The organism is Collinsella sp. Sow4_E3 (assembly GCF_052116285.1).
Lineage (GTDB): Bacteria > Actinomycetota > Coriobacteriia > Coriobacteriales > Coriobacteriaceae > Collinsella.
On record NZ_JBQKLJ010000002.1, the window covers coordinates 85,380 to 98,762 of the forward strand.

Consider the following 13,383-nt stretch of genomic DNA (forward strand, 5'->3'; position numbering starts at 1 on the left):
AAAGCGGGTCCGGATCGCTCGATCCGGACCCGCTGGGAGCTGGTGCGCGGTTAAGCGCGGCGCTTCATGATGGCCCACGCCAGGAGCAGGACTGCCACACCGGCAGCGAGTACGGCGCCCGCGACGACATAAGTGCTGTCGCCAGACTCAGGCAACGCCTCCTTGCTAGCCCTCTTCTTAGGCTTGGAAGTCGTAGTCGTGGTGGTCTGGCCAGGAGCGGGCTTGGCGGCTTCGGCAACGGTAAAGGTCGTCTCGGCCGTGCCCGTGGTCGAGACCACGCTCAGCCTGTGTTCGCCCACGCCGAGCGTATTCAGGAAGCTCGCCTTGAGCGTCACGATCGTAGAGCCCTCGGTGAGCACGTAGTTCTCGGCCGCGACCTCCTTATCGTCGACCAGTACCTTCTGGAAGAACGCGAGCGGTGCGCTCGAACGGAAGCTCAGGTCCTTGGCGGCGTCAACCACCATCGTCTGGCCCTTACCGTCGATGATCTCGGGTACCAGAATCGCGATCTCCTCAGTCTTGCCCTTCTCGTGGCAGACGGTGCACTCCTGATGCTTCTCACCCTTGGCCTCGACAGTCGCCGGCCAGTCGACGACCCACTCAAAGGTGTGCTCCGCCTTGTCGATGATGTCGCCGCAGCGGCAGACATGCCAATGATTCTTGGCATCGTGCGCCCAGCCCGTGCCGTCGGGCTCGTGCTTGAGGACACCCTCGACCGTCACATTCACGTCGCCCTCGACATCCTTGAGCTCATAGGTGCCCTTGTCGGAGAGCTCGATGGCCTTACCGTCGACCTTGACGGCGTAGCCCTTGCCCGCAAAGTACGCGCTGTCGATGCTCACGGTAAGCGTTGCGGAGCCGTGCCAGTCGAGCTCGGTTGCCGTCGCGGTAAGCGTGTAGCCCTGCTGGTTAGTCGGCAGCGCCACGACCAGCTTGCGGCCGGCAGCCACGGTGATCTCGGTAACAGAGGAAACATCGTAGTTAGCCTTAGCCTGGTAGCGAACCTCGTACACACCGGCGGCGAGATCCTTGAGCTCGGTCACGCCCTCGCCCACGGCCTGGTACTCGGCGGCACCCTTGGCGCGCCACTCCATCGTCGCGTTGACGCCCGCGATCTTACCGTCACGCCTGCCGCTCACGGTCTCGGCCTCGGCCTGGACCTTCGGCGCGTCCTGGGCGGCGTTCTTGATGGAGAAGTCGCACGTCAGGCCCTCGGGCGGCAGCACATAGTTGCCAGCGGCCTTGCCCGTCAGCACGGTGAGGGTCGCCGTGTACGAGGCGCCGGCCTCGGTCTGGGAGCCCTCGACGGTCGCGCCAAGCTCGTCTTTGCCGATCACGTTGCCGAGTTTCGCCTCGGGGCAGTGCTCCTCGCCGTCGTAGACGAACTCGCTGGTGCCCCACGTCACGGTGAGCGGGCGCCGGTTAATGGTGAACACGCCGGCCTCGCAGGCAACGTCGTAGTTGGGGTTGGCATCCTTGGCCTGCGTCACGTTCAGGGCATAGCCGCCCTCGCGCACGTCCTCGCCGGCATCGCGCTTAACAGTGATGCCCTCGAGAGACTCGCCCTCGACGAGCTTGCCAGATGTGATCGCCCACGTAAACACGGGGTCGACATCGCCATACGTCTTGGAGGAGTCGTCGGCCGCGATCGTAATTGCGCGTGGTTTGACCTCGAGCGTAACCTCGCCCTCGGCCTTCGCACCATCAATCGTCACCTGGTAGAAAACGGTCAACTTGCCGGCGTCGCGGATCTTGGGGGCCTCGGGGGACCAGTTCTTGCCATCGGTGCTGTACTGGGCCGTCGCGCCCTCGGGCAGACTCTTCGCATCGACCGTGTGATACGCGCCGTTGTACTCGCCGGAGTAGCCAACGATGGCGGCAGCCGGAATCTCGACTGCGGGCAACGCGTGTCCACAGACCGTGCACTGCTGATGCTTAGAGCCGGCCTCGGTCGCCGTGGGATTCTTGTCGACAAACCACTTAAAGGTATGCGCAGCCTCGTCGATCTTGCCGCCGCAAGTGCACTCGTGCCAGTGCGTATTGTCGTTAGAGATCCACGTATCGCTCACAGCCTCGTGCTTGCGCACGCCCTCGACGGTGATGATTGTCTTCTCCTCGACATTGCTCAAGACGTACTTTCCATCCTCACCCTTCTCAAGAACCACGCCGTTTGCCTTGACGGCAAAGTCATCGCCCGCGTAGTAGCCATCGGAGATCTTTACCGAGAACTCCACACTTGCGTGCCACTGCAGATATTCGTTCGGGCTATGCCACGCTATCGAGTAGGTGTCATTCTTATCAGAAGGGGTAACAGACAAGTACTTACCCTGACCGACGTGCACTTCCACAGGCGTGGACGGCTTGTAGTTATCGGTCTCGGCATACCAGACCTGGTAGTCGCCGGCGGCAAGATTCTCGATCTTGCCGTCCTCGGAAACCATGGTCTCGCCATTGGCGTCCCCAGCTTGGGTGCGGAACAGGCGATAGGCAACGTGACCGCGCGCGCCCTCAATCTTGCCGTCGCACTTGCCACGGATGGTCTCGGCGGTGGCCTTCAACCCCTGGGGCTTCTCCTGCTCTGCCTTGTAGATCGTATAGCCCGTCTCCAGGAATTTGTCAGGAAGGACATAATTCTTGATGACCTCAGGGTCGCCGGCGAGGCCCGTCACCTTCGCCTTATAGTTACCGGCATCGACAGCCGTTGCGCCCTCGGTCGCATAATAAACCTTGCCTTCGTCACCCTTGACAACATGGCTGATTACAATCTCGGGGCCCTGAGGCTTGCCGTCATAGACATACGTTCCGATCTTCCAGCCAACACCAAGTTTGCGCTTGGTGATCTCGAACGTGCCGGTCTGGAGCGTCGGAGCATAGTTCGCCCTCTGGATCTTGTCCCACTTGTCGCCGACCTCGCTCTCCTCGATCGTCAGCGTATAGGTGCCCACGTTCTCGCCGGCCTCACGGCGAATCTTGAACCAAGAGAGCGGGTGGCCCTTGATGATCGAGCCCTCGACGGCCTCGAGCTCAAAGTCCGGATCGTCATAACCGTACACCTTCGAAGCATCCTTGGGCTTCACCGTTACCGGACGGGGATCGACCTTAAGCTCGACCTCGCCCTCGCAGGTGTCGCCAGACGTGAGCGCCGCCTTAAACTCGACGGTCTTGGAGCCAGTATCGCAGATGAGCGGAGACTCGTCGCTCCACTTCTTCTCGCCCTTCTCGCGATACTGGATAGATGCGACGGTCTCGGCGTTAACCGTCACGCCGTGCTTTTCGCCATCGTAGATACCCGAGTAGCCGGTAATACCGAAAGCCGGAATCTCGATAAACTTGCACTCGTAGCCGCACGTCTTGCAGTGCTCATGCTTGGAACCGGGCTTATCAGCCGTAGCGGCCTGGTCGATAACCCACTCAAAGTCATGCTTTGCGCGGTCAACGTCCTCCTTGCGACAGGTGCAGGTGTTCCAGTGCTCGGTATCGTCGTGCTTCCAACCGCTACCGTCGGCCTTCTTAGGGCCGTCCTTGACCTCAACCGTCAGGGCCTTGGAGGCGTTATGGTTACGGTCGGCCTTAAGGCGAACGCTGTATTTGCCGGCGGCGAGGCCCTTAACCGACGTCTCGCCTTCGGCAATCCACTGATAGTCGCTGGCGGCCTCGGCTTTCCACTCGTAGGTGTTATCAACCCCGTCGATGCTGCCATCCGCCAAAGCATGCCCGGTCGCGGCCGTCGTCTTGACGTCCTTGGGAGCGGCCTGATCGGCGGGAGCGATCTTGATCTCAAGCTCGCCCTCCACCGGCACGTAGTCGGGTGCGGTAATACGGTACTTAATTGTCTCAGCACACACGTTGTAATAGATATCGCGCGTGACATTGGTATAGGAGGGGATTTGGTCTTCGTACAGCGAGCCACCATCGACGCTATATTTGATCTGCATGCCCTCGGGGGCATTGTCGACCGTCACCGACGGCGAGTGAGCCATGCCATCATAGGTGCCCGAGTAGCCCTTGGCCTGAACATTCTCGAACTGCGTGCCGTAGATGCTCCAGTAGAAAAACTTGTAGGAGTAAATTTGCTCGTAGGATGCGAAGTTTCCCAGGCCCCAGAGCTGGCTCCGGTACGCACCGGGGTCTTTCTCCGAAACCGATTCGCCCCAAGCGAGGCGTTCGAAATCGACGCCCTCTTTAAGCACAATCCATTCGTCGCCAAGCTTATACGTCACCTTAATGCGAGGCGTTATCTCCTCACCCGTCCACTCATAAGACGGAACGTCGTTGAGCACGTCACCGTTGCTGAACCTGACGTTATCCTTCAACTTGTCGTAGCCAATGATTTCGACCTTACAAAGATCCTTGCGGTTGGAGTCCTTCTCCGCAAGCGAGGCGGGGTTAATCTTGAACACGCGCTCGAGCGTAACATCGCTCTGCCCCTCGATGGCAACCGTCGCCACCACGCGATAGGTGCCCGCATCGCACGGCTGCGACCCTTCCATCTCGATGCCCACGGTGTCATTCTCATCAGCGCAACGGTAAAAGCGTGCGCTCACAATCGTTACCTTGCCCTGGGCTACAGCGTTGTCCTTTTGAGACGGCTTGGTCGTAGCAAGCACGGCGTCGCGCTGCTTGCCGTTGTAGGTAAAGCTCAGGTCGCCGCTCTTGGACGACATCAGCGAGATCGTCTCGCCGTCCCTGGAGTAGACACAGTGCGAGGCCTCATACTGTCCGTTGCACGTAGCCGCGATGCTGTACCCATCCTTGTTGGTGGAATAGGTCCACTCGTGCTCGTGCTTGCGATGGATAACCTTGACCTTGCCATCGGTAACGTCGTATGCAAGGTTTTCGTTGGCGAGCTTGAGCCTGCTCGCGAGATCCTCCTGCGAAAGATCGCTCGTGACAAGGTCCACATACTCATAGTAGTAATACTGCTTATTGGACTCGGGATCGAACTTGGTATCGTCGATAGACAGGACGGCTGTGCCCGTAAAAGACTCATCGACGTGAACCTTACCGTAGCTACCGACATCGGACGCGACATCGGACGCATCGACGCCCTTCGCCTTGGCCGTAGTGACCTTCGTGTTGCCGGCGAGCGTCACAGAACCAAGGGCGTAAACCGCGCAGCGCTTCTCGTCCTGACCGCTTATGTCGCGACCGTTGAATCTATCAGAGGGGAACACGAACGAATCGTCGATAACCGTACCGTTTATGGTGCACGACGCATCCTTTGCCACCGCAATGGCACTCGTCATGTGCATCTGATATTGAATACCCCACACATTGAACATATAAGAGCAGGGTCCATTCCATGACGTGTTATTTGTTGAACGGATACTGCAGTTATTCAGGGCGACTATGGCATTTTTGACGCCAATATTGCCCGCATGCACATGACCGCTCTCAACCTTCATCTCGTCGCACGCAATCATTCCCTGACTGTTGTTTTCGAACGTGCAGCCGTTCAACGTAACTTTTGGAGTCTTCGACCGCCCGACCACGCTCAAGGCGCCGACGCAGTCATCACTATTATTCTTAAACGTACAGTTGACAAACGTTGCATCCACCGCGACCTGGCTGCCTCTGATAGTTACAGGCGCCGGCGAGGCTTCGTAAATTTCATTACCCTTGTCAACCTTGAATGCGCTGTTCTTGCAGCATTTCCAACCGCTGACACTCACGTTCGTGAAGCTGGCCGTCTCCCCCGCACCCATGGTTCCATAGAGCGTGATTGCCCGATCGGTATCTTTGTTCTCGGTCCTTGAAACAAGCTTGAGGTTTTCCACGGAAAGGTTGAGGCTCTTGCCCGTATTCGGTTTATCGACACCTCCACGCGCTTCGTAATCATTGCTATCGCTCAAAAACGTTTTTCCATCGCAGCGTACCTCGGTCGGGACACCCGAATCACCGATAAACTCGACATAACCGCCCTTGAGCACAAAGAGCGGGTGTTGCGAATATGTAAGGTCACGCTCGACGGTCAGCGGACCGCCCAGAGACGAGCTGTCAGTGAAATATAGGCGGGTCGGGTTCTCCTTGGTGCCACCCTCGACCTCATAGTGGTCGATATCAACCGTGCCGGCAAACCGATAGTCTTTGCCGCCGGAAAGTTGGATTACATCACTTTCGCCATACGAAAGCTCGCTTTTCAGGTGTTTCGGTTTGATCGCGGCGGACGGATACGCCTCGGCTACCGTAGGCGTGGCGAGCGTCGTCGCCACGCCCCCAAGCGCCAGCGCTGCAGCCAGCACGCAAGCAGCAAGTCTGCGCATCCCCATCTTCTTCCCCCTCATCACAGCTCCCCTTACCTCTATGCTTTCGCAATGTTCGCTATCGCTTGGCGCCGGCGGGCGGCCTGACTCCCCGTCCGACCGCCGGCATCGATTGACATGTGTATCCATGGAGTATTGTGCGGCCGTCAAAACTGACGCCCTGCCGCTCAGCGCGAGTTGCGCACCGTGGGGCGCAAACGGGGTGTTCCTCCGCGGGCGGCACGCACCCAATGTGGCAAAATCGAATTACTAAGGGGGCCCGAATGCTCAAGATCATCGCCTGCGACGACGACGTCGCTTTTCTAGATAGACTGCACCGGATGATCGACCGCTGGTCGACCGAGACGGGCACGGCGGTCGACGTTGCACTCGTCACGCGCGGCGAGGACCTGCTGGCCCGCCATGCCGCATCGCGCGCCGACATCATTCTGCTCGACATGATCATGCCGCTCGTCAACGGCATGGACACCGCGCGGGAGTTGCGCCAATCCGATACAGCCGTGCGTCTGGTGTTCCTCACCTCATCGCCCGAGTTCGCGCTGGAGTCCTATGAGGTCCGTGCCTTCGACTACCTACTCAAGCCTGTAGCGTACGAACGCCTGGCGCAACTGCTCGACGAGCTTTCGAGCATGCGACCTGACGCGACCGATGAACTCGTGACCAAAACGTCCTTTGGATACCATGCCCTGCGCCTGTCCGATATCGAATACGCCGAGGCCCGCAACAAGCACGTGGTATTCCACCTGCGCGACGGGCGCGATATCGAGGCGCTCGAGCCGTTCCGCAACATCGAGGACCAGCTGGCCAAAAACGCGAACTTCTTTAAATGTCACCGTAGCTACCAGGTCAACCTGCGCAATATCGACCACTTTAACCGTACGGATATCGTCATGCGCTCGGGCGCTTGCATCCCGCTGGCGCGCAGCTGCAAGCAGGGTTTCCAGGATGCCTACTTTGCGGCACGGTTCGAGAGCGGGAGGCGCTAATGCTCCCCGCGGCCGAGATGGTACTTTGGGCAATCCACCACGCAACGACCCTGCTTTTTGGCGTTTTTGCCTCGGCGGCGCTCTGCGGTATCGAGATCAACCGGCGTCATGCGCTTGAGCTGGTGATGGTCGGCGCCGTAACCGGATGCGCATTCGGCCTCGCCAATGCCGTCGGCGGCGAGCTTTTCGCCCGTCAGGTATATCCGCTCGTCGTGCATCTGCCGCTCGTCATCTACCTGTGCGCGCGCTATCGCCTGAACCCGCTGCTCGTTATGCTGGGCGTCACCAGTGCTTATCTGAGCTGCCAGTTCAGCAACTGGATGGGCATCGCCGCGCTCGCCGCCACCGACTCGCAAATCGCGTACTACGCGGCACGCATTATCACCACGGCCGTCGTCTTTGCAATCCTGCTGCATTGGGCCAGCGACATCGGTCCGCGCCTGGCGGTTAAAACCCCCACCGAGCTCGAGATTCTGCTCATCCTGCCGCTCGTCTATTACATCTTTGACTACGCCACCAACGTCTACACCACGCTCTTCCACTCGGGCTCCGTGGTGACGGTTGAGTTTTTGGCGTTTGCGCTTTGCGCGTTCTACCTCATGTTTCTTACTGTGTATCTGCGCGAATACGAGGCAAAGGAAATCGCCGAGCGCGAGCGCTGGATGCTCGCGACCCGCGACAGCGCAGCCATCAAGGAGCTCGAGGCCTGGCGCCAATCTGGACGTGAGCTTTCGGTTCTCCGCCACGACATGCGGCACTTCCTGCGCGGCCTTGCGGCTTTGATCGAGGAGGGCCACATCGACGAGGCGCTCGAGCGCATCGACGAGCTCTGCGAGACAAACGACCGCACCGCTGTGCGCCGCTACTGCGCCAACGACACGGTCAATATCGTGCTTTCGTCATTTAGCTCCGATATCAACCGAAACGGCATCAGCGCCGATTTGCGCGCCGCCGTGCCCGAGAGCGTCCGTGTAGCCGACGTCGATCTGTTTAGCGTGCTCTCAAACGCCCTGGACAACGCCATCGTCGCCGCAAGCGCCGCTCCCCAGGGCAAGCGATTTGTCGATCTGGACCTGCGTTGCGAGGACGGACAACTGCTACTTTTGGTTTCCAACACGTTTGGGCGCCCGCCGCGCATGGTCGACGGCATGCCCGTGGCCGAGCACACCGGACACGGCTTTGGAACCAGGAGCATTAAGCTTGCCGTCGAGCGCATGAACGGCAACTGCCAGTTTCGCATTCACGGCGATCGGTTTGAGTTTCGCGCAGTGATGTAAGGGCGCGACAAGTCGGCGCCGCGCTCGACCCATCAGGACCGCCTTGCCGGCGCCAGTCCGCTACAGCGGCGCGGCGGCCGGGGTCAGCTGCTTGATGTAGGCCCACATGCGCTGCTTGGCGGCCTTGTCGGTCAGCGCGGCCTCAAAGCCGTCGAGCGCGAGTACGCGACGACCCTGCACGTGGGCGACCAAGCCGGGCTTGAGCATGGCGGTATCAAAGTCGTCGATCGCCACGAGCATGTCTGCGTAGGTCTCGCGCATGGTATCGGCCGCGCGATCGTCCAGCAGCAGGACCGCCTCGGGGTCCAAGGCCTCGAGCGCCTCGCGGAACAGCTCGCACGGCAGGTCCTCGCCTGACGCAACCGCCCCGTCGCCCGCGCCGGCAACACTTGCCAGCACGCAGAAATCCTCGGGCGCGTAACCGATGGCGCCGAGCGCCTTACGCAACGCGGCGCCGTCTGGACCGGCAGCCAACTCGCCACCTGCGCGCTCGGCATCGTCTAAATCACCTTTTACCAGCACAATTGGCGAGCACGCGTTGCCCGCGATACGCACGCCGCGGCCCGCGAGCGATGCGAGCTCCTGCTCGGTCGCCTGGGCGATGGCTTCTTTTTTCTGGCTTTGTGACGTGGGCATGCGCTCTCCAATCGTTTGCATGCCCACCATTATATAAAAGAGCCGCCCGCGAGTGGTTGCATTGCGGGCCGTTGGGTATAAGCACAGTCGTACTGAGTTTTACGCGGCAGAGCCGCGTCGCATTATGGAGGTCACCATGGCTGACATTAAGCAGATTACCCCCGAGAGTTTCGATTCCGTCGTTAACGGCAGCCTTCCCGTGCTGGTTGATTTTTGGGCACCGTGGTGCGGTCCCTGCCGTTCGCTCTCGCCCATTGTTGACGAAATGGCCGACGAGCTGGCCGGCAAGATTACCGTCGCCAAATGCAACGTCGACGACAATCAGGACCTGGCCATGAAGTTTGGCGTTATGAGCATCCCCACGCTGGTTGTCTTTAAGAACGGCGAGGAAATCGACCGCTCCGTCGGTGCGCTGCCCAAGGCCAGGCTGCAGGCGCTGCTTGAGAAGCACCTGTAATACGCCGGTCATGTGTTGCCGTCCATGAGTGGTTTTGTGCCGCTCGCCGGAGAGCCGGGTGTTGCACCCGCGACCACGGATAGTATGGTAATCACAAACAGCCCCCAGTGAACGGGTGCGGGTCAGACGGACTCGCACCCGTTTTCTTATGCGGCGATGCGTAAAGCGGGCGTAGTAGAATCTGAACCACTGGATTGTCCCGAACATAAGGAGATTCCCATGCATGACGTCGGAATGAACATGAGCCAGCTTGCCATGAGCGTCAAGCAGGTCGACGACACCATTGAGCTCGCCCACGAGTGGAGCCATCAGCTGCTGCATGCGACCGAGAACTTTGACATGGAGCGCATTGGCACCAAGCTCGAGGCCGCCATGGCGGCGCTCCACGAGGCGCACGACGCACTCGAGGGCTACGAGGAGGCCATCGAGGCCGACCATAACTCCGTTGGCTCCGTAAAGCTGGTGTAGCGTGGCCGAGCACGAGCACGCCTGCGAGCACGAGCATCCGCACGGGCCGACCGGCGTCGTGGGCTGCCGCCTCAGCGGCTCCGCCTCCGAGCTGGTCCGTTTTTCTGTCACCGCTCCCGACGACCTGTTGCGCCGCTTTGACGAGCAAATCGCGCGCCGCGGCGACGTTGCCAACCGCTCCGAGGCCGTGCGCGATCTGATTCGCGCCTCCATTGCCAAGGAGCAGATGCGAACGCCCGACGAGCAGGTCATCGGGTCGCTCACCATGATCTATGACCACCATACCGGCGATCTGACGCGCCGTCTGGACGAGGTGCAGCACGACTACACCGACGAGATTGTCTCGACCATGCACGTGCATCTGGACCACCACAACTGCTTGGAGATTCTGGCTCTTAAGGGTCGCGGCGAGCGTGTCTACGAGCTGGCTGACCGTCTGCTGGGCCTGCGCGGCGTTAAACACGGCGAGCTCACCTGCGCCGCCACCGAGCAGAGCCTGGGGCTGTAGCGGGTCTTTGCGCGGCGCACCTGCCAAAAAGGGACAGGTTTGTTTTGGCAGGTTTAACGTTTTACCTACCAAAATAAACCTGTCCCTTTTTGGCAGGTCTCGATGAAGGAGGGTCGCATGCGACATGCGCATATCCATGTAACGGGCATTGTGCAGGGCGTTGGCATGCGGCCATTTGTGTATCGCGAGGCCATGGCGCATGGCATTTGCGGCTGGGTGCTTAACGCGGGCGATGGCGTGCATATCGAGGCGCACGCTCTAAGCGAGGCGCTCGACGAATTTGTCGCCGCGCTTTCCGAGCATACGCCTGCGGCGGCTCGTGTGGAGCATGTCGAGGTTATGGACCTAGCGCCCGGCGACTGGGACGCCGCCAACGAGCGGGGCTTTCGCATTGTGGCATCGCAGGATCAAACCGCCCACACGACGCTCGTCTCGCCCGACATCGCCACGTGCGACGACTGCCTGCACGAGCTGTTCGACCCCGCCGACCGACGCTTTCACTATCCCTTTATCAACTGCACCAACTGCGGACCGCGCTTTACCATCATCCGGTCGCTGCCCTATGACCGAGCGGCCACCTCGATGGATTGCTTTCCCATGTGCCCCACCTGTGCCGCAGAGTATGGCGACCCGCTTGACCGGCGGTTTCACGCGCAGCCCGATGCCTGCTTTGATTGCGGGCCGCACATTACGTGGCGCGAGGCCGGCGAAGCCGCCGCGTCGCTGACCGTCGGCACCACGCGCAAGACCAGCGACGCCATTATCGACCGCTGTGTTGAGCTGTTGGCCAACGGCGGTATCGTCGCCATCAAGGGTCTGGGCGGATTTCACTTGGTATGCGACGCCTCCAACGAGAAGACGGTAGCCGAGCTTCGCCGCCGCAAACGCCGCAGCAACAAACCGCTTGCCGTTATGGTGCGCGGCCTTGCCGATACTGAACGCCTGTGCCATGTCAACGACGTTGAGCGCGGCCTGCTGGCCGGCAGCATTCGCCCCATTGTGCTGCTGCGCCGACGTGCCGTTTGCGAGAGCGGCGGCTCCCCCAACGCGCTCGCACCGTCCGTCGCGCACAACCTTCCTGAGCTTGGCGTTATGCTCCCCTATACACCGCTTCAGCATCTGTTGCTTGCCGCGGCAGAAGCCCGCGGCATGCACGCGCTCGTCATGACCAGCGGAAACCTGAGCGAGGAACCTATCGAGACCGATGATACCCTTGCATGGGAGCACCTTGTTGCCGCCGGCATCGCTGACGCGCTACTTGGCAACGATCGTGCGATTCTCTCGCGCTACGATGATTCCGTGGTGCGCGTGGTCGGTGGGGTCGCCATGCCCGTTCGCCGCGCTCGCGGATATGCACCCCAGCCGCTGCCGTTGCCGGCGCTCGACGGCGCTCCGTCCTGCGTACTCGCCTGCGGGCCACAACACAAGGCCACGATTGCGCTCACGCGTGAAGGGACGAACGGCGAGGCAACCTGTTTTGTGTCGCAGCATATCGGCGATGTTGAAAACGGCGGGACCTTCGATGCCTGGAACGCCGCGCGCGCACGCTTGGAAGATCTCTTTGACTTGGCGCCCGCCGCCTTGGCCTGCGATCTACACCCCAGCTATCTGTCGAGCCAATGGGCGCGCGAGCAGGCACGGGAGCACAATCTGCCGCTTATCGAAGTCCAGCACCATCATGCGCACATCGCGAGCGTAATGGCAGAGGCGATTGCCGCGGGCCAGCTTACAACCGACGCGCGCGTCCTTGGCATCGCCTTTGACGGCACCGGCGCCGGCACCGATGGGACCATTTGGGGCGGCGAGTTTCTTGTTGCCAGCCTTGGCGGCTTTGAGCGCGCCGCGCATTTGCGCACCTGGACGCTCCCCGGCGGGGCGGCCTCCGTGCGCGACGCCCGCCGCAACGCCTTTGCCCTGCTCAGTGAGCTCGGCCTGCTTGAACATCCGGGGGCCGAGCGGCTCTTGGACGGCCTAGACGAGCAAACACGCAGCGTGACGGCAACGATGATCGAGCGGAACATCAACAGCCCACGCACGAGCAGTATGGGGCGTCTCTTTGACGCCGCCGCTGCAGTTTTGGGCATTTGCGGGCAGGCAACCTACGAAGGCGAGCCCGCCATCGAACTCGAAGCCGCCGCCTGGCGCGCGCTCGGCAGCAAAATTACCCATGTTCCCGGCGATAAAGACGGCTGTTCCGCATCTGACCCATTGCGACTGGACAGTTTGTTCAGATTTGTATTAAAAACGGACCCTCTAACCAACGGTTTTGGCTCAGATTACCCCGAAGAGGGCTCTCCAGGCACCTCATTTGCGGTTAATTCACCCGCCGGATACCCCAAATCAACCCATTCGGGGCCCTCGCAGACGATCTATACCACCCATTACCACTCTAAAAAGTACAAATCTGAACTAACTGTCCAAGCTACCTCGAGCACGTCTCTCGTCCTGAGCCCCAGCTCACTTTTTGCGGCGCTTTTGGAGGGAACCAGAGCCAGTGTGCCCGCCGACAGGCTCGCACTCGACTTCCATGTCGCCGTCGCGCGCTCCTCGGCACGCATCGCCAGCGAGATCTGCGCGTGCGAGGGCATCGACACCGTCGCGCTCTCGGGCGGCGTGTTCATGAACCGACTTCTGCTCCAGCTCCTCACCCGCGAGCTCAAAAGCGCAGGTCTTACTGTCCTTATCCCCCATACCGTGCCCGTCAATGACGGCTGCATCGCCTACGGTCAGGCGGCGGTCGCAAGCGCTCGTCTTGCGCAGATCGCATCGCAGTAGCTCGCTCTCGCAC

The 13,383-nt window shown here is 60.7% G+C and carries 8 protein-coding genes; 6 read left to right on the top strand and 2 right to left on the bottom strand.

Translation table 11 applies throughout. The annotated features are described in order from the left end of the window. Window positions 1–50: 50 nt before the first annotated feature. Window positions 51–6,284, bottom strand: coding sequence for an MBG domain-containing protein (locus ACTQ48_RS02320; RefSeq protein WP_441570031.1), 6,234 nt, complete (start codon window positions 6,282–6,284; stop codon window positions 51–53). Between the two features lie 242 nt (window positions 6,285–6,526). On the opposite strand from ACTQ48_RS02320, the gene ACTQ48_RS02325 reads away from it, so the two are divergent. Together ACTQ48_RS02325 and ACTQ48_RS02330 are read left to right on the top strand one after the other, a co-directional pair. Then, window positions 6,527–7,249 carry a LytR/AlgR family response regulator transcription factor gene (locus tag ACTQ48_RS02325; protein ID WP_441063863.1) on the top strand — a complete coding sequence of 241 codons (723 nt, stop codon included), beginning with the start codon at window positions 6,527–6,529 and terminating at the stop codon, window positions 7,247–7,249. Next, window positions 7,249–8,526, top strand: a complete 1,278-nt coding sequence (locus tag ACTQ48_RS02330; protein WP_441570032.1) for a sensor histidine kinase — start codon at window positions 7,249–7,251, stop codon at window positions 8,524–8,526. The genes ACTQ48_RS02325 and ACTQ48_RS02330 overlap by 1 nt, the downstream gene beginning before the upstream one ends. Window positions 8,527–8,586: 60 nt before the next feature. Here the strand turns inward: ACTQ48_RS02330 and ACTQ48_RS02335 are convergent, their stop codons facing one another. After that, a complete protein-coding gene (locus tag ACTQ48_RS02335; RefSeq protein WP_441570033.1) occupies window positions 8,587–9,162 on the bottom strand; it encodes a hypothetical protein in 576 nt (191 codons plus the stop codon). Window positions 9,163–9,298: 136 nt separating this feature from the next. Between ACTQ48_RS02335 and trxA the strand changes: the two genes are divergently transcribed. The 4 genes from trxA to hypF all read left to right on the top strand — a co-directional run bounded on the left by trxA (window position 9,299) and on the right by hypF (window position 13,370). Next, window positions 9,299–9,619: a thioredoxin gene (trxA, locus tag ACTQ48_RS02340; protein WP_441570034.1), complete on the top strand. Its 321-nt coding sequence runs from the start codon at window positions 9,299–9,301 to the stop codon at window positions 9,617–9,619. A gap of 219 nt (window positions 9,620–9,838) precedes the next feature. Continuing rightward, window positions 9,839–10,087, top strand: coding sequence for a hypothetical protein (locus ACTQ48_RS02345; RefSeq protein WP_118098164.1), 249 nt, complete (start codon window positions 9,839–9,841; stop codon window positions 10,085–10,087). Between the two features lies 1 nt (window position 10,088). Beyond that, complete coding sequence (gene nikR / locus ACTQ48_RS02350) at window positions 10,089–10,595, top strand: nickel-responsive transcriptional regulator NikR (protein WP_441570035.1); 507 nt, start codon at window positions 10,089–10,091, stop codon at window positions 10,593–10,595. Between the two features lie 117 nt (window positions 10,596–10,712). Beyond that, window positions 10,713–13,370, top strand: a complete 2,658-nt coding sequence (gene hypF / locus ACTQ48_RS02355) for a carbamoyltransferase HypF (RefSeq protein WP_441570036.1) — start codon at window positions 10,713–10,715, stop codon at window positions 13,368–13,370. The last annotated feature ends 13 nt before the right edge of the window (window positions 13,371–13,383 follow it).